Origin of the sequence: Kroppenstedtia guangzhouensis, assembly GCF_014637345.1 — a bacterium.
GTDB classification, from domain to species: Bacteria; Bacillota; Bacilli; order Thermoactinomycetales; family DSM-45169; genus Kroppenstedtia; species Kroppenstedtia guangzhouensis.
In genome coordinates, this window is the sequence record NZ_BMEX01000001.1 from 41,528 (window position 1) to 58,932 (window position 17,405).

Annotated in this window: 20 protein-coding genes and 2 pseudogenes; 19 read left to right on the forward strand and 3 right to left on the reverse strand. The window is 52.0% G+C overall.

Annotated features, from left to right (window positions below; all coding sequences use genetic code 11):
• Positions 1-12: 12 nt before the first annotated feature.
• From IEV46_RS00335 to IEV46_RS00425, 19 genes are all read left to right on the forward strand, one after another.
• Positions 13-276 (forward strand): hypothetical protein, encoded by a 264-nt coding sequence (locus tag IEV46_RS00335; protein ID WP_188428643.1) that lies wholly within the window; start codon positions 13-15, stop codon positions 274-276.
• Positions 273-1,268: an XkdF-like putative serine protease domain-containing protein gene (locus tag IEV46_RS00340; RefSeq protein ID WP_188428645.1), complete on the forward strand. Its 996-nt coding sequence runs from the start codon at positions 273-275 to the stop codon at positions 1,266-1,268. The genes IEV46_RS00335 and IEV46_RS00340 overlap by 4 nt, the downstream gene beginning before the upstream one ends.
• The gene (locus IEV46_RS00345) at positions 1,265-1,441 is read left to right on the forward strand and encodes a hypothetical protein (RefSeq protein WP_188428647.1); all 177 of its coding nucleotides are present in this window, start codon (positions 1,265-1,267) and stop codon (positions 1,439-1,441) included. The genes IEV46_RS00340 and IEV46_RS00345 overlap by 4 nt, the downstream gene beginning before the upstream one ends.
• Positions 1,442-1,470: 29 nt before the next feature.
• Positions 1,471-2,427, forward strand: coding sequence for a phage major capsid protein (locus IEV46_RS00350; protein ID WP_188428649.1), 957 nt, complete (start codon positions 1,471-1,473; stop codon positions 2,425-2,427).
• 28 nt (positions 2,428-2,455) lie between these two features.
• Complete coding sequence (locus IEV46_RS00355) at positions 2,456-2,683, forward strand: hypothetical protein (RefSeq protein ID WP_188428651.1); 228 nt, start codon at positions 2,456-2,458, stop codon at positions 2,681-2,683.
• Positions 2,684-2,689: 6 nt separating this feature from the next.
• The gene (locus IEV46_RS00360; RefSeq protein WP_188428653.1) at positions 2,690-3,106 is read left to right on the forward strand and encodes a hypothetical protein; all 417 of its coding nucleotides are present in this window, start codon (positions 2,690-2,692) and stop codon (positions 3,104-3,106) included.
• Positions 3,106-3,636: an HK97 gp10 family phage protein gene (locus IEV46_RS00365; RefSeq protein WP_188428655.1), complete on the forward strand. Its 531-nt coding sequence runs from the start codon at positions 3,106-3,108 to the stop codon at positions 3,634-3,636. The genes IEV46_RS00360 and IEV46_RS00365 overlap by 1 nt, the downstream gene beginning before the upstream one ends.
• A complete protein-coding gene (locus IEV46_RS00370) occupies positions 3,636-4,103 on the forward strand; it encodes a hypothetical protein (RefSeq protein ID WP_188428657.1) in 468 nt (155 codons plus the stop codon). The genes IEV46_RS00365 and IEV46_RS00370 overlap by 1 nt, the downstream gene beginning before the upstream one ends.
• 1 nt (position 4,104) lies before the next feature.
• Entirely contained in the window at positions 4,105-5,073 is a 969-nt protein-coding gene (locus IEV46_RS00375) for a phage tail tube protein (RefSeq protein ID WP_188428659.1), read from the forward strand.
• Positions 5,074-5,099: 26 nt separating this feature from the next.
• The gene (locus IEV46_RS00380) at positions 5,100-5,555 is read left to right on the forward strand and encodes a hypothetical protein (RefSeq protein WP_188428661.1); all 456 of its coding nucleotides are present in this window, start codon (positions 5,100-5,102) and stop codon (positions 5,553-5,555) included.
• Positions 5,530-5,715, forward strand: coding sequence for a hypothetical protein (locus IEV46_RS00385; protein WP_188428663.1), 186 nt, complete (start codon positions 5,530-5,532; stop codon positions 5,713-5,715). The genes IEV46_RS00380 and IEV46_RS00385 overlap by 26 nt, the downstream gene beginning before the upstream one ends.
• Before the next feature lie 16 nt (positions 5,716-5,731).
• Positions 5,732-9,007 carry a phage tail protein gene (locus IEV46_RS00390; protein WP_188428665.1) on the forward strand — a complete coding sequence of 1,092 codons (3,276 nt, stop codon included), beginning with the start codon at positions 5,732-5,734 and terminating at the stop codon, positions 9,005-9,007.
• A gap of 95 nt (positions 9,008-9,102) precedes the next feature.
• Positions 9,103-10,026 carry a distal tail protein Dit gene (locus tag IEV46_RS00395; protein WP_268235856.1) on the forward strand — a complete coding sequence of 308 codons (924 nt, stop codon included), beginning with the start codon at positions 9,103-9,105 and terminating at the stop codon, positions 10,024-10,026.
• A gap of 646 nt (positions 10,027-10,672) precedes the next feature.
• Positions 10,673-11,500, forward strand: a complete 828-nt coding sequence (locus IEV46_RS00400; RefSeq protein ID WP_188428669.1) for a phage distal tail protein — start codon at positions 10,673-10,675, stop codon at positions 11,498-11,500.
• Positions 11,500-11,718 (forward strand): hypothetical protein, encoded by a 219-nt coding sequence (locus IEV46_RS00405; RefSeq protein ID WP_188428671.1) that lies wholly within the window; start codon positions 11,500-11,502, stop codon positions 11,716-11,718. Before IEV46_RS00400 ends, IEV46_RS00405 begins: the two co-directional genes overlap by 1 nt.
• Entirely contained in the window at positions 11,708-13,894 is a 2,187-nt protein-coding gene (locus tag IEV46_RS00410) for a phage tail protein (RefSeq protein ID WP_188428673.1), read from the forward strand. The genes IEV46_RS00405 and IEV46_RS00410 overlap by 11 nt, the downstream gene beginning before the upstream one ends.
• Before the next feature lie 30 nt (positions 13,895-13,924).
• Positions 13,925-14,140 carry a hypothetical protein gene (locus tag IEV46_RS00415; RefSeq protein WP_188428675.1) on the forward strand — a complete coding sequence of 72 codons (216 nt, stop codon included), beginning with the start codon at positions 13,925-13,927 and terminating at the stop codon, positions 14,138-14,140.
• The gene (locus IEV46_RS00420; protein WP_188428677.1) at positions 14,141-14,560 is read left to right on the forward strand and encodes a phage holin family protein; all 420 of its coding nucleotides are present in this window, start codon (positions 14,141-14,143) and stop codon (positions 14,558-14,560) included.
• On the forward strand, positions 14,560-15,525 hold the full coding sequence (locus tag IEV46_RS00425) for a peptidoglycan-binding protein (RefSeq protein ID WP_188428680.1): 966 nt from the start codon (positions 14,560-14,562) through the stop codon (positions 15,523-15,525). The genes IEV46_RS00420 and IEV46_RS00425 overlap by 1 nt, the downstream gene beginning before the upstream one ends.
• A 39-nt stretch (positions 15,526-15,564) precedes the next feature.
• On the opposite strand, the gene IEV46_RS00430 is transcribed toward IEV46_RS00425, so the two are convergent.
• From IEV46_RS00430 to IEV46_RS00445, 3 genes and pseudogenes are all read right to left on the reverse strand, one after another.
• On the reverse strand, positions 15,565-16,056 hold the full coding sequence (locus IEV46_RS00430; RefSeq protein WP_188428682.1) for a hypothetical protein: 492 nt from the start codon (positions 16,054-16,056) through the stop codon (positions 15,565-15,567).
• A 208-nt stretch (positions 16,057-16,264) separates the two neighbouring features.
• Positions 16,265-16,887: pseudogene (locus tag IEV46_RS17925) on the reverse strand (ATP-binding cassette domain-containing protein).
• Positions 16,860-17,346, reverse strand: a pseudogene (locus IEV46_RS00445) (ABC transporter permease subunit); the annotation flags it as partial. The pseudogenes IEV46_RS00445 and IEV46_RS17925, both read right to left, overlap by 28 nt.
• Positions 17,347-17,405: the final 59 nt, after the last annotated feature.

A 17,405-nucleotide genomic window follows, 5' to 3' on the forward strand; every position in this document is an offset into this window, starting at 1 on the left:
GGAGGTGAGGATGTGGAAGATTGGAAAGACGCCGTCAACGGCGGAAGTTTCGGGGTTAACCCCACTATAACGTCTGGCACCCTCAACGCCGACATGATCGAGATTGAAGCAGATGAACGGATCGACGACGAGCAACGGGCGGGTCTGCTGATCGACTACCTGAAGGAGTTGCGGGAGCTGAACCGTCTGGATATTTGCATTCCCGTTGACATCATGATAGATCGGATTTCCCGCACCTGTGACGCTATCGAAAACATATTGGAGGTGAGGAAATGAGTGCAGAACTGACCGCACCTATTATGGAGAAGTCAAAGGAGAAGCGGATTGTTACCGGACCCGTACTGATCCCCGGCGAGCCCGACTCTGACGGAGACGTTCTCTCTGAAGAACGGATCGAAGAGCTTGCGGACCAGTTCATGGAGGGGTACGGAAACATCGATGTGCAGCACTCCCTGAAGAACGTGGGGAAGCCAATTCGTTCTTGGATTACCGAAGAAGACAAGGTTTATAAGGGTGTCGGCAGGGTTCCCAAGGGTTCCTGGATGATGTCCGTACGGATCCAAGATGATGACACTTGGTCCAGTATCAAGTCGGGAAAAATCAACGGTTTTTCCATCATGGGGATGCGGGAACCGGCCTTCAAGTCGGCAAATGCTGTCGCCGAATACCCGGAAGCCTATGCCGCTGTCGTGAAGTCGGCACAGAAGCGGACAACTCTTGCCGATCTGGGCCCTGACTGGTTTGTCAATGCCGTATCAGTAGTAGATGACCCGGCTGTCCCTAAAGCGAAATTCATTGCGATCAAGTCAAAGGGAGACGAAGGGAGCACCGGGGGAGGGTGGCTGTCGAAGTTTTTTGGCTCAATCAAGGCTGTCCCTCCACAACCGCCACAGCAGGACCAACCACCCCAACAGCAACCACCAGATCAACCGGGGGCGACTCCTTCCGCCGAAGAGGTGAAAGGGGCTATTGAGGTGTTAAATCGGTTTGTGGAGGCACTGAGCGCAGCCCAAGGAGGCCAGCAACCGCAACAACCCGGACAACCTCCGGTGCAAAAATCGAAAGGAGGAAGCGATGTGGATGAAGCTAAATTGCAAGAGATGATCAATGTCGCTGTCAAAGCCGCTATGAAGGAAGCCAATAACGCTCAGGAGGGTGACATCAAGGACAAGGGGAATACAACGGAAAGTGCAGCTCAGGGAGAAACAGGGGGCACGGAGACGGTTACGATCCCGAGGCGGATTATGAGAACCTTGTCTCGCAGGTGAATGAACTTTCTGGGGTTGCCCAGAAGGCGAAAAACACCGGCATGTTCTTCGGCTCTCGTTCCATGTTCGGCCAGGATGGCGAGCAACTCAACGGGGCCGAGAAGTCAAAGCCGGATCCGCTGGAACAGGAAAGTCGTGATTCATTCGGACGCTGGATTTTGCCGCAGAAGTAAAAACCATTTTGAGAAAGGGGTAATAACCCATGAAAACGACGGATGTTGTGGCTAAACTGAATGCCGCAGTAAAAGCGATCACCCGTGCTGATGTTGCCTCAGGTCTATTGACCGTTGAAAAGTCGAACCGATTTATTCGAGTGGTGGAAGAGTCCACTCCTATTCTGAAGGCTGCCCGCCGACTTCCGATGAACTCCCACACCCGAGACATTGACCGGATTGCGTTTTCTCAGCGTGTGTTGCGAGGGCAGAAGGAGAATGAGGAGATCACTAACGAAGCCAAACCAAACACCTACCTCAACAAACTGGAGTCAAAAGAAGTCGGCGGATACGTATCGATTACGGACCACACTCTGGAAGACAACATTGAAAAGAAAAACTTTGAAAATACCGTCCTCGATCTGATGGGTGGACAGGTGGGCCGGGATCTCTCCTATCTCCTGATCCAAGGTGACACGGATCTTACGGGAGACCCGCTGCTCAAAGAGGTGGATGGATGGATCAAGAAAGCAGGGAACGTTTTGACTGCTAGCGGTACTGAAACGGATGATTTTAACCCTACCAAACCGGCTGAGATGTTTTCCGCCATGCTGGACGCCTTGCCCAAAAAGTACTTACAGAACCGGAGCCAATGGCGCTATTACGTCGGTTGGGATATTGATGAGGATTATCGCCAGTACATCGAAGATACCCGCCCGACATCCCTTGGGGATACGGTCCTGACTGGTTCAAACAACCTTGCCTACCGTGGAATCCCGGTTGAAGTTTCCCCTGAATTGCCTGCTGGACAGGCTATGCTGGTTCTCCCGTCCAACATGGTTTACGGTTTGTACCGGGATATCCGAGTAGAGCCTGAACGCTTGCCGAAACTCCGCCGGACGGACTTTGTTGTCACCCTGAGGACCGACTGTAACTATGAAGACGAAAACGCTGTTGTCGTAGCGGAAGGTTACTCGGGATACGTAAGAGGTAGTGGGGCTGCTTGAGCAAAAACCTTGAAAGGATGATTTCACAATGGCATACAAAATTCGTGTAAAAAACACAAGTGACCGGGTGGTTGAGCGTCTCGGGCATGAGTTCCTTCCGGGGAAAGAGGTTGAGGTGGTGGTTCACTCCCGCCGGGATCTCTTGACGATTAAAGCACCAGTCGCACTGGAAGTCGAAGTGGAAGAAGTCAAAGAGAAGGCCACCTCTCGTAAATCTGAAGATGTGGAAAAAGCACCTGCACGCAAGAAGGGGTGATCCCCAATGTATGGTTCAGTTGAAAGCCTGAAGGCCATGACCGGCGTTTCCAAGAAAACATTCAATCTGGACACGGAGGAGGCTGTTGACAGCCTTCTTTCCAATTGGCTGGGACAAATCACTGCAGAGATTGACGCCCGTCTCGGGAAGTCGGTTCCAGCCGGGGACCCTCGCCTGGCGGGGGTGACAGCTGTGGCTGAACGTCGAACCGCGATGCTAGTCGGATACATCCTCCAAAACCGCTCCAATCGTGTGGTAGAGCCTGGGGAGTATTCCACCCGGATCCTCTCCGCCACACAGGTCGTCGAAGGGCTGACAGAGGAACTGATCCCGTATATGGACGACAGCGGAGATGGGAAGCGCATCAAATACGGGGTGTTTCTCGGGACAGACGAATACGTCGAGCCAGGAGGGTCCCCCTGATGCCGATGTCCTGGGACCCCGGCGCATTTGCTGAGCTCAAACGGCGGGCCGGGAAAGCAGCAGCCGATGCGGCCTATATGACGACGATGGAGTTTCACGGCAACATCACCGAGGAGTCTCCGGTGGACCAGGGCCGTCTGCAAGGATCATGGACGATTAAAAAATTGACGGACACCCACTACATTGTAGGGACGTCGGTCCAATATGCGCTGTATCAGAACGAGGGAACCGGTCTATACGGTCCGAAGGGTCGCCGAATCGAGTCCAACAAACCCGGTCGGCGGATCTACGCGGCCCCCGGCAAGGTTTTTCACGCCAACGGTTACTTCTTCCGGTCGTATCAGCAGAAAAACGCTGCCGGGGAGTCCCGGGCGCCGATGGCTTGGAAAGGAAAAGGCGGTGGGATGATCTTTGCGATGTCCACCCGGGGAACCGGGAAGCATAAAGGCTTCGTGGAACGGGCCGTGGCGCAGACCGAGCAGAAGAAACCGGATCTCGTCCGCCTGGCTAAAGAAAGGAATGGACTCTGATGGGATACGCAATTGAAAACCGGACGATTGCCGACATCCGGCGGGACATCCGGGACGCGATCAAGGCACTCCTCAAGGGGGAGCAGGTGGAAGGCGGACGGCTTTTTGAGGTATTCCTCCACTATGGAACCGCCATTGACGCCGGGGACGCTGATAACCTTCCTCTCGTATGGATGATCCCACAATCCTACACACCGGAGGTCATCGGTGGCCACAAGGCGCAGCATAATATCCCCTTCGAATTTGTATGTGTTACGTACAACTCTGACGACCCTGAAGCCGGGAAAGATGCGGCGGAGGATCTCGCTTCAGCGGTTTATGACATTTTGATGAGGGATCGATCTCTCGGAGGTCGCGTCGCAGACGTGATCCCCGGGACGATTGATCCCGCTTTTGAATTTGGGGGAAATCCGGCAACCTTTGCGGCCGCCGTGAATTTCTCCTACCCTATTTTGAGGAGGGAATGAGATGGCAATCACTCGCTATTTTGGCTTTGCACCGGAAACTGAATTTGGCGTTGCCGCTGCTGCCCCAGTCCACACGATGGACCCCGAGTCGGCAGAGATGGACCCCTCTGGGGACAACGCCCTGATCTACGAGGGGATGTCCGGGATTGACCGAATCCAAAAACCAGCTCCTTATATGTCGGAGGGTTCGATCTCTTGTCTGGTGGACGACAAAATTTTCCCTTGGTTCTTCAAGCTTCTTCTGGGTGGATATAAGAAAACCGGTACGGAGACAGGGCCTTTTACGCATCAATTTTTCCCCCACACCAAGAGCCTGATGGACTCCTTCACAGCTTTTGTAGGGAAGGACGTATTTGAGCATGTTTTCCCTGGGATGGTGGTTTCCTCGATTGAGCTGGAAATGGACCGGGGGTTCTTGACGGCTTCGGTGGAGTTTTTGGGTGGAAAAGACGAGAAGGGAGCCCTTCGTGCTCCGGTGTTCAACGAGGGAAATGTGTTCGCCAACCACGAAGTCACGGCCACCCTGGCCGGGGCGGATGGTTCTGCCGTCGTGGATGGGTTCACCTTGACGATTGAGAACAACGCCGATAACGAAGCTGGAATCACGATTGGTTCCCGGTTCCCTCGTCGGGCCTACCGGGGGGCCCTGTCGGTGGAGTTGGGTCTCAACCTATCCTTCTTTGACACCTCCAATCTAGAACGGTTCTGGGGGACAGCCACTGGGCCGACAACAGGGCCAGCTTTGTCTGAGCATCCCTTTGTCCTCAACATTGGCGACAACATGTCGATCACGATTCCACGATCGGTCTACAACGAATTGACCCAACCCGTCGGGGGGCGGGATCGGATTGAGCAGGAGGCCACCATCCGGGGCTTGGCTGAGGTGGATCCATCAACCGGAGAAATCACGGGGCCGGTTGAGATCTCTGTCACGAACGATAAAGATGGTTACGGTGAAGAGGCTTCATGAAACACATAAAAACGGAGGTTAAAAACATGGCTAAAAAGTTTACACCGGAGATGCTGGCGGGTCTTTCCTATAAAGAGGCGGTCATTGTCAAGAATGAGCGAACCGGAGAAGAGTTTTCGTTTGAAGTTCGCCCGCTCACCCACTTGGAGGCGGAGGAAGTGAAGGGAATTGCGTCAGGAGGGATTCGGTCGGAAATTTCCCAAATCGGGAAAAAGGGAAAGATGCGGAAAGAGGAAATGAAAATGGATGTGGCTGCCGTCACCCGTGCTACGGCTCAAGCGGTACGCAAGGCGGCGATTCTCGGTCTCTCGGAGGAATGGAACCCGGATCAGGTGATCGCCCTTCCCTCTGCCTGGATCGACGAGATCGGCGGCAGGGTAATGGAGATTTCCGGTCTGGGTAACCCGAATAAGGATAACGAAGAAGAGGAGGACGAAGAGGACGCCGATTCCTTTCGTGAGGAATCATCAAGAGGCGTATAACTTCTATGTGTTGGTCCGCCATCTCCGACTCCAACCCTCCGAATACGCTAAACTGACCGTCCTGCAAAGGGCGGCTCTTTTGGTTCACTGGAACGAGGAACAGAAAAAGCAGGAAAAGGCCATCAAGCGGGCCCGGAGCGGACGCGGCCGCCGACGATAGAAAGGGGGGGGAGGATATGGCGAAGAAAAAAGATGTCATCCAAATCATCATCGATGCCGTGGATAACGCCTCCGGCATGTTCGACGACATTGAAAAAACGGCGAGGCGGTCGATGAAGCAGGCGGAAAAGCACGTAGGAGGCTTTGAGAGTCGTTTCCCGAAGATGGATCGAGAAATTGACCGTTCCATGAAAAATGCAAAAAAGTCCGTGGATGACTTCGGTCAAAGCTTCCCTGATCTCGATCAGGAGATGGAGCAGGTCTTCCGGAAATCCAGCAAATACACACGCCGAGCCTATCGTGAATACTACGACCTTCAACGTCCGATTAAAAACCTTCCGGATCATTTGAAGCCTTTTGAACGTGAAAACCGAAACATGGAAAAATCCATTCGGCGCATGGGGAAAACGACTACGCTCTCTTTTGCTGAGCTCCAAAATGCAGCCCTTAAATCCCGGGTGGAAATGAGCAAAATCACGAAGGTCTCGAAATCCGGGAAACAAGCAACAAAGACGATTCAAGGTTTAACCGAAGCCACCCGAAAAGCACAGGCCGCCGCTATCGGGCTGAATCGAAACGGAACCGTCAAGATCAGTGCCAAGGAAGCCACCAAGCACATGCAGGATTTTGAAATTGCTATGAAAAACAGTCACCGGGAACTTGAACGGCTCAAAAAGGCCGGTGACTTCGGCTCTTATCAGGCGGGGATGAAGGTGGCAGCCGTTCGAGCTCGGGAGATGCGGATGGCCTTGCGGGCGGCGTCCGGAGATGCACGCTATATGCAACGGGTGATGGCGGATCTCGGTTGGGCCACTTCCGATATGGCAAACCGTTCCGCAGTCGCCATGGAGGCCTATAAAGATCGGTTCCTCCGATCGGTGGACCGAATGAATGCCCGGACGACGCTTTTCCAGAAGCAGATGGATTTATTGGGAAAAGAAGTGAAGTTTATCCCCTTTCTCGACAAGGGGTTCATGCGGATCGGGAACCGGTTGGAGGAGATGGCGAAGAAAGGAACGGCGGCGAACCTGGCGATTTCCCAGCTGGGCCGGAATGCTTCGATGGCTGATTTGCGGAAACGGATCCAGATGATCAACCAAGGATTATCCAACTTGACTGCCACTCAAATCGGGTCCCTAGTGATCTGGGGCTTGCTCACCTTCGGACTGGCTTATCTGGCTACTGTACTTGATAAACGGGTTGTTCCAGCCTTTGAGAACTTTAAAAATACATGGCTTACAGCCTTAACTCCACTTGCTGAAGCATTCACCACCTATGTCATTCTCCCGTTTCTGAAGGCACTCACCGCTATTGGAAACTTCATCAACTATTTGAATGACATCAATCCGGCACTCAGCCAACTCGGTGGTATGTTTCTCTGGGTGGCTTCTGCCTTGATGTTTTTCCTATCACCCTTGGCGGTAGGGATCGGGCTGACCGGAGGGATGCGGGCGGCTTTCACCGCCTTGTGGACGACCATAAAGCCCTTTGTCCTTGGGTTCCTCAGGGTGGCAGGGGCGGCTATGTTCTGGGCAACAGTGATTGTTGGAGTGGTGGCAGCAATTACCCACTTGTGGAAAACCAATGAAAACTTTCGGAACGCCGTCATGAATGTCTGGAACGCCATCAGGAACGCAGTGATGGCAGTAGTGGATGTGGTTAAGCCTTATGTGGTTTCCGCTTGGGAGTCGATGACCGGGGGAGCCAATTCAGCCCTTCAGACTATGGGTGATAAGGTGGCCACAGTTTTCAACTGGATTGCGGACGTAATCCGATCCGTTACTCCTTATATTGTTCAAGCCGTCAAAACCGCCATCAACATCATCAAGAATGTTTGGAATGACATTAAGCCGGGAGTCCAGGCCGTTGTACAGTGGCTTTTGGAACGCTGGAACACGGTCAAATCGTGGTTTCAGTCCAATGGCCCTGGGATCCTGGACGGTCTCAAGCAGGCATGGGAGACGATTAAACCTGCGGTGACGGCAGTGGTCTCTTTCATCCAACAAATCTGGGGTCAGCTGGTCGGCTTCTTCAACGAACACGGAGCCATGATCCTCCAAGCCCTGACGAATGTATGGAACGTGATTGGAACCGTGATTCAAACCGCCATGACTGTCATCTTGGCGATCATGCAGTTTGTATGGCCGTTTGTGGAGATGCTCATCGTTTCCGTTTGGAACAATGTCAAAGGGGTGATTCAGGGAGCGATCGGAGTGATCACCTCGATCATTCAGATTTTCTCAGCTCTGTTCACCGGGAACTGGTCGGCTCTCTGGGATGGGATCCTCAATCTTCTGAAGTCAGCATGGCAACTGATCTGGAATGGATTCCAGCTCTTGCTGTATGGACGATTGGTCAAGGGCGTCATGCTCCTCGGGAAAAGCCTCAAGGGGATTTTCACCGGGAGCTGGAGCGCGATCAAGGGTTTTCTCACTTCCATTTGGTCTTCGATCGTCTCCGCTGGACGAAGTCTTTGGAACGGGTTGAAATCCACGGTGTCCACACTCATGAAATCTCTCGGATCGGTCCTGAAAGGAATCTGGAACAGCATCAAAGGGGTGGCGGTCTCCGTCTGGAATGGGATCAAAGCGGTCGCCTCCTCTGTGTGGAATGGGATGAAATCAACCATCACCGGTATTGCCAAGGCGATCTGGAACGCGGTGAAATCGACCTTCAACTCGATGAAAAATACCGTATCCTCCATCTGGAAGAGTATCCGATCCGCCGCGTCTTCGGCATGGAACGGCATCAAATCAGTAATCTCCAATGGGGTTCGGTCGGCTTGGAATACGATCAAAGGATATGCCGGGTCGTTTCTGTCCGCCGGTAAAGGACTGTTGGATGCCCTTGCTCGGGGAATCCGACGGGGGCTGTCTTCCGCGATCTCGGCGGTGAAAGGCGGAATGCAAAAGATTCGCTCGTTCCTCCCCTTTTCACCGGCCAAGGAGGGGCCGCTTTCTGATCTGGATAAATCGGGGGAATCGTTCTTTCCAACCTGGGCGGATGGGGTAACCAAGCAGGTTCGGCCGATGGTACGCACAGTGGAATCCGGGATGGAAGCAGCAGCCATTGCAGTTTCCCCTGCCTCTCAAGGTACTGTCGGGTCCGCTCCAGTCTCCCGAGAGCGGCCTCTTAATGTTACGGTCCATTTCCACGGGGATATCCGAGTGGAGGAGACAGGATTGTCCCGGAATGGCCGGAGTCGATTTGCTGAAACGCTTGCTGACCGGATTGATGAAGCGATGGGCCGGATTCAAGCTCGTCGGCAAGTGACTGCTTGGGGGAGGAAGTGATGGATCATGATTGGTTTCACCTTTGCAAACAAACACAATACCGAAATGGGTCTTGAAGTTTTGAACATCAAACGGCCCATCCTTGCCCCCTTCAGGTGAAGAAGACCAAAATCCCTGGGTTGCCTGGGGATGCGGATCAAGGGGTGGAGATGGATGGGCTGGAGATTCCCGTGGAAGTTATTTTGGCCGGGGATTCTCATCAGGACTATCGGGCTCAGGTCCGGAAAATTGCGGCTTGGCTCTACAACGGGGGCTTCACGGCCCCCCTAATCTTTGATGATGAGCCGGATAAAAAATATCTGGCCCGACTTTCCGGGTCGACAGATTTGGAACAGATCATTGCCATGGGACGGGGAGATCTGGTGCTTTACTGCCCGAACCCAATTGCAATCGGAAAGACGACCCGACAGCAGATCTCCGGGATTGGGATTGGGGAAATGCATTCCACAGTGGCTGACTTCTCCAATGGAACCTTGCGAGATATGAAGCCCATAAAAATGAACGGAACTGGGGAGCTTCATTTATCAAAGTATGCGGATGCACCATGGAAGCATACGGTTGACTGGAGTGAAGGGACCTATTCCGGCATGATGAAGACTTCCGACGGAAAGCTCACCCTGGAAAGAGGAGAGGGGGCACACCGGAGGATCACCACGACCACAGACTGGAATGGATACAGCGAAAATAGCAATACCAAGGGGGATTCCAACAAGCTGATATTGGACAACCTTCCCCTCTATTACATGCAAGATGACATGAGCGCATACAGGAGCCAGGGGTGGAATGACACCCTCTTTTCTGATACCCGGTTAGGGACGATTGAACAAAAGACCGGATATATGAGTCTAAATAAAACCGGGACCGGGGATGATTCGACGGTCATGGTATTCAAAAATAGGGGGATTCAGGCGCTTGACCGAACGGTCCTTCTTCACGTCCGGACAACGACAAGCAGTTGCCGGTTTCAGTTCGTAGATAACGGGCTTCTTTGGAACGTATTTGCCGAATACCGGAGATAGTTGGAGATGGTTCCGGATTGATTATGCAGATACGACAACTGCAAAGTTATATCAGCTTGGGAACCCAACTCCGATTCAAACCATCACCGAGGGAACACAAACACCAGCACAAGACCGTTTCGCTCTCATACTTGGTGACGCTGTAACGGGAAGGGCGGATGTCTCAGCAGTTTATTACGGAAAAACCTCCACCTTCCCGGCATTGGACGTTTCCATCTTATCTGGGTATGCAAGATATCAGATTCCGCTGGATGAAGTTCAATTTCCGGGTCAAAACACTCTCTCGTTTAACTGGACAAAACAAACCGGGATTGAAAGCGAACCTCAAACTGTGCGGGTTATGACCCGACTTCTAAGAGCGGATGGCTCCACCACCGAATGGATCATAACTCCAAGCGGTGGTAGTATACCGGGTATATTCACGGAGGGTCCGTTTGGCCCAGGCGACATCCTTGAGGTGGAAGTGGTCCTATCTACCACTGACTTGGGATATTCCCCAGAGGTTACTGAGCTTACTGTGGATATAAATGCTTCCTATAGAAGCCAAGGAACGTGGAAGGCAACATACACTGGATTCCGGTCTTTAACTCGAGTGATCAGGAGCCTGATGCAATGGGCGGCCTTTATTCCTTCGGAGAGTTGCACATTGGAGATCTGGGTGAAATGGATGGATGGGGAAAACACCTACGGTCCTTATCAGGCTGTACGAGGTCAACCTATTCCATGGGTCACAAAGGAGGCAAATGTCACCAACGCCACCTTGGAAGTGGAGGTACGAGCAACCACAAGGGTTTCTTCTCTTTCACCGGAGTTGTCCTCCCTAAACATGGAGATGGAGTCGGGATATAAGCCGGAGGGGGAATGGATCTCTCCCGGCAAAGACATCAGTGCTATCGGGGAAGTCGGGAACTCTCGGATTTATTGGGAAGAGGATCATGTGGACCCGAGTAAATCGGCTCTAGAGGTATTTGTGGGGTATTCCGAAGCAGGCCCTTGGATTCCGGTTTCAAATAAATCCGTAATCCCCGGAGCGGAGGCAGGAGTCGATGTCACCGGGAAAACACTATATACCCGAGTGCGGGGGATATCCATGGATCCCGGATATACGCCAGAGCTGGAAATGCTGGCGTGGGAGGTCTCCCAGCTAACGGACATTGATCTGGACAACCATGGGACGGCCAACGCCGATGCGATTTTTACCGGCAGAGTTGTCAATGCGACAAACTACCTTCAGATTGTCCACATTCAGACCGGGCGACAGATCTTGTTGAATTACAGCTTTAAGCCCGGGGATGAGTTTTTGGTCAACTGCGAGACGACGGAGATTCGGATCAACGGGAGTGCTCGAGACGGACAACGGGCGTTTGATTTGCCTTCACGGTGGATTGAACTCCTGCCCGGTTATAACTCCTTCGAGGTGCAACCTGCCGGGGTAGCGGAGATTTTCTGCGATTGGACAGAGAGGTGGCTGTGATGACCAGAACACATGAAATTCAAGCAATTCCTAAGCATTCAAACGGTCCAGCCATGATTGCCATTCTGGATAAACGGACAGAGGAGAGGGTTGCCACCGTAGGCGGCCCGATTGCCCCCGGGTTTGAACCCATTTTCAAGGATGGAGAAAACGCTGAAATCTCTCTGGACTTCTATACTCGGGCGGATGCGCAAGGGGTGGAGCATCTTGGAGATTGACGAACTGGATTACGAAAAAGATGAACAAAACAATTCCTATGTCCGGGCCATCTGTCAGGATCAAATGGCAATCGAATTGGAAGATGATTGGATTCACAAGGTGGAGATCGAGAACCAATTAGCCGGGGAAGCTTTGCGGGCGGTTCTGGATATGTCGGAAAGTCGGTGGAAACCGGGTCGAATTTCGCTCACCAATAGGGCTACACTGGAGCCGCTCATCAGCAAGTCAGCGTCCGAAGCCCTGAATGAGCTGGTCAAAGCATATGGGGGGATCATTCGGGCCCGGGTTACCTTTGAGGGTGGGAAAGTAACCGGACGATATATTGATTGGTACGCAGAAGAAGACTGGGAGGACTTCACCGGGATTCGTTGGGAAGAGGGGCGGAACCTCCAAAAGATCAAGAAAACCGTGGTTCAGCGATGGGTGAAAACATCCATCATCCCCTATGGAAAAAAGCTGGATTCTAACACGGTCTATTGGATTGTCGTCCAGCGGACCACAAATAAGACCACGGCCCAGAACACCGTGAATGCTCTCAAGGCGAAGGGGTTTAAAGAGGCGGATTACGTAGAGGAAGAATCGGAGTACGTAGTTCGGGCCAAGGTCTACAAAATGAAAGCCTGGGCGGAGAAAGAACTGTATGTCGTTCGGGAAAAAGGTTGGCCTCAGGCCACGGTTGAGGAGAAGCAACTGGATGGCAGCGGTGGAATCGAGCAGAATCCAGCAGGCAACGACGGGGAGTACATTACGATCAAGGATGTGGAATGGTCACGGGACAAAGGACACCCTTATGATAAGCCCAAAGGGGAGGAGTTCATGGTGGACCCGGAGGCCGTTCAGATCTGGGGGCGGCCCAATTATGACGGTTCTTCCCGCCACCGTTGGGCGCAAGTTCATTGGGATGAGATTGAGGAACCGGAAGAGTTGGCGGAAGCCGCTGCCGAATGGCTCAAAGAGCACAACCATGAGTATGCCACCTATGAGGCCGAGGTGGTTGACCGCTCCATGGAGCCCGGACGCTCTCATGAGTCTATCCGGTTGGGGACGGCGGGGCATATCATTGACGATTCATTCCGCCCGCCGATAGAGGTTCGGGTCCGGGTGATTGCACTAGAAGTCAATCTGAACGACCGAACCCAGGTCAAGATCACTCTCGGGAATTTCACTCCATCCGCTCTTGAAACGGTGTCCAATGTGGATAAAGAACTCCAGAGAAAGGTGAGCAAGGGAGCACCCATTACTCTGTTAGACACTACTGTCCAGACTACAAAAGACCGACTCCGAAGATCTCGAGGTTACAAATATGAATCCGAGACGATGGGGACGATCTGGTCTGACGGTCCTTACGGAGATCCCGAAACGCAATCTTATGTTCAGGTGAAAGGCGGAATTATTGCTCTGGCAGATCGGTGGGATCCAGTGGCCGGAGAGCCTGACTGGAGGACGGGAATCACGGGAAGCGGAATATCCGCCGATATGATCACGACCGGGACACTGAATGCCGAACTTGTGAATATCGAAAGCGTGAACGAAGTAGGCTCCCGTTTGATTCGCATGAATAACGGTGAGTTGCACACCTATACCAACGATGTGAAAACAATGAAGGTCGGCGGTTACTCCGTGCAAATCTTCGATCATGGCGACTTTGACCCGAACCCCAACAATGACATGGTCGGACACCTTGCCATGTCTTGGAGGGGCACCACCGGAGACGGCCCAGGTGAGGCGAGCTTAAGAGGATTGGCCCTCTCAACCTTGAAAGATTTTGTTCGCATCACTCAAGACGAGTATGACCCAGAAAGAGGATATTACACTATCAAAAAGACTGGGTTTGGAGCGTTTTTCACTTCTCCCCCGTATGAAGGATGGCGCAACGGATGGGCGCAAATCCAACTCCCATACACGTTCTTTGGCGAGTCCTCGGCACACATCGATGCGAACAATCATTCAAGCGGGGATGCCGCCATTAGACTGAAGGCGGATCAGGACAGTTATATTTTTGTTCGATCAAATGGAGAGGTTCATATACAGTCCGGAGGATTAGCGAAATTGCGTTTTATGCCGAATCATTATGTAACGACAAACGGCATTCAACATCATGCTTTGCTAATCCGTGGTTGGAGTGATAACAAGTGGTATCCCGTAGAGGTTCGACCCACACCGGTAGATTTTTAAAATAACCGGACAATGGAGGTGCAAGACGCAATGGAAAAACCATTTGAAGTGGTCAAGAGGGAGACAGTAGAGTCGATCTCTCAAGTGTTAGAGGACAGCAAACTCCCGCCGGGTATTCTGGTCATGATCCTGGAAAAGATGGCGGGGTTCCTTCGACAGCAAGAACAGGTGATCGTCGACAAGTGGGATCGAGAAAGTGCAGAAAAAATTGTTGAAGGCAAATCTTTAGATCAAGAGGTGAGTTGAGTGGAATACAAGATCATCGTCGGTGTAGGCGGGGCGACCGCCTCTTTTTTATGGGGAAGTTGGGATGCATTGCTAACTACTTTAGCGGTTTTTGTCGGGATCGATTATTTGACTGGAGTAGTTGCAGCTATCAAGGAGAAAAGGTTGAGCAGTGATGTAGGTTTTTGGGGTATTGCCCGGAAAGTGTTCATTTTCGCTTTGGTTACTGTCGCTCACAATTTGGATCTCCATCTTCCGTCGATCCTCCCCATCTTTCAGGAGGGACAGCACGTCCTCCGGGATGGGGTGATTTTGTTCTACCTCGCAAATGAAGGGGTTTCCATTTTGGAAAACGTGGGGCGGTTGGGTGTGCCCATCCCGGAGATCATCCGCCAAGCCTTGAAGCAACTCCAGGAAAAAGGGAAAGGAGAGGGAAAGTAATGGCAAGCTTTGAAACTTACGGAGGACAAAAGATCAAAATCGATTTCATCAAAGGACTGCCCCGGGCTCCTTTTCGTCTGGGCGTGGATAAGTATGAGCTGGTAGTCATGCATGATACTGCCAACATTGCACCGGCGAAAAACCAAAGTGCATATTTCCACCGTGAGTGGAAAAAGCGTGAAGCCTTTGTTCAGTTTTTCGTGGACAAGGATGAAATCATCCAGAATGCGTCCATAAAATACCGGGCATGGGGTGCTGGCAAGTGGGCCAATGACCGGGGGGTCCATCTGGAGTTATGCCGGGAGTCTTCCAAGGCAGACAAGCTGAAGGGCTATAAGAAGTGGGTCAAGCTGGCTGCCTGGCTACTATGGCGGCGGAAATTGGGTGTGATTTGGGGGAAAACTCTGGTGACCCATAATTGGGTATCCAAGAATAAAGGAGGTACAAATCACGCCGATCCGGACGCGTACCTGGCAAGTTTCGGGGTATCGATCAATCAGATGGTGGCTGATGTGAAAAAGGAGTACAACGCATACGCGGGCGGGAAAAACAAGGAGCCGGAGAAGTGGGACGGGAAGAGCTTCCCGGGTCGTTCTGCCTTTCAAATTGGGAAATCCCACCCGGCGGTAACCGTACTTGGTCAGCGTCTGGTGGCCCATGGATTCGGTAGCTATTACAAGGTTGGCCCGGGTCCGACATTCACAGAAGTGGACAAAAAAGCCTGTGCGGCCTTCCAGAAGGCGCAGGGGTGGTCCGGTAGCGACGCGGATGGCTACCCAGGGCCAGAAACTTGGAAACGTCTTATGGCTACCACGAAGGGGGAGAAGAAGCCAGACCCGAAACCGGACAAGTTGATCCGAGTGAAGGTGGGCGGCAAACAGGTGGGAGCTTTTGCGGATCCCGCCAACGCTGTGAATGTGGTAAAGCAGAACGTGAAAGCGGGAATGACAATTGAAATGAAATGACAAAAGCCGGGTGGGGAGCGATCCCTACCCGGCTTTATTTTATTTGAATCGAACATCAAAGGACGCCGAGCTCCCAAAAACGATCGTCATCTCCTTGATTTCCTCGGGAATCAACCGGGACCCGACGGGGGCATTCAGAAAAATATCCGTCTCCAATTTGGAGCCTGGCTTCATTCCTTTCTCTTCATATTTCTGCAGTGGTTTATTGGCGGCATGGATCAGGAGATTATCCGGTGTGTGGAAGTAGATGTTGGGTTTCTTGGGAACCTTGATTGTTTTTTTGCTGGTGTTTTCAAAGGTGAGATGAACAATCACCCCGGTTTCAGTAGCCTCTACCCGATGAAGAGTGATTTTGAGGCCATCCCCATTTGTTTGGGATTGGTTTGTATCGACGCTTTTAGACGGCGGCGGGAGTTCTTCTTTGGTTCCCGTGAGATCGGGCTGATCATCAGGGGGTGGGGTATCGGCAGTGGGGCTGCAGGCCATAAGGATACTAACCAGAAAAATGAACAGGGTGGTCACTTTTTTCATTTTTATCCCTCACAAGGTTTATTATTGTCAAACCTTGTGGTCCTAGAGGGGGAAGGGGGGCGCAATGTAGTCTTATTGACCACATTTTGACCACACACTACCGTGAACTAGAGTTAAATTAGTACAATTGATCGACATGATAATCCCCGATAAACCGCGTAACAGTGGGATAAAGTAAAATTGCGTAATTTGGGATTATCGCTCGACTCTAGATTGACACGGTAGAGGTCACTGGTTCGATCCCAGTACTGCCCACCACTGAAACTCTTGAACATTCAAGGGTTTCTATTTTTTTGTCTTTGTGGACATTGACCACAGAATCCTCTTTGAGAATGAAAAGAGAGGTAAACTGTTGTTCCAACCACAATTTTTCGAGTAGCTGCTGCATTTCGATTCGTGTCAGCGCATCTAATACCCCCAACGGTTCATCCAGCAAGAGCAAGCGTGGATGGCTGACCAATGCCCGAGCCAACGCAACACGCTGCCGCTGCCCCCCAGAGAGAACACTGGGCCATTCCCTGCCATACTCAGTCAAACCGACTCGTCGGAGCATCCCAGAGATCCATTTTTCCCTGTTCTGTTTGTCCTGCAATCCCAAGGCCACATTATCAGCTACTTTCTGCCAGGGAAGGAGGAAAATAGAGTACTTTTCCCACAACCAGACTGTCCGACGATCGCCACAAACTCCCCGGGAGTCACTACTTTGCCGAGAACGAGACGTTGATTAAACTGTTTTTGTAAGTTATTGATCTCTAGTCGGATACCGGTCATCATCCCTAAACCTCCTTCGCAACGTCTTTCATTCAGCGGCCAACACGCCAGCGCAGACATTGGTTTTCTAATGCTTTTGCCAGCATATCCGCTAATTTCCCCAGCAGTGCGTATAAAAGAATGCTCAACAGCACCACATCCATTTGCATGAATTCCCGAGCATTCATCGCCATATAACCAATCCCTGTATTACTGGCGATGGTTTCCGCCACGATCAGAGTCAGCCACATGATGCCCAAGGAATACCTCAACCCCACCAGAATGGAGGGTATTGCCCCGGGCAAGATCACCTTCCAAAAAACCCTTTAGTCCATAGATCCTCCCCATTTTGATCAAGGCCGGATCGACGGATCGAATTCCGTGAAAGGTATTGAGATAAAGCGGAAAAAACACTCCCAAAGCCACAAGAAATACCTTGGCTTCCTCACCGATCCCGAACCAGAGAATCGCTAACGGAATCAATGCGAGGTGAGGAATATTGCGAAGCGTCTGGATAGTCGTGTCCAACAGCCGTTCCGCCATATCCCTGATCCTTACAGGGGAAGAGGGGCCCCCGGTGAACCGGTCGGCATATTATG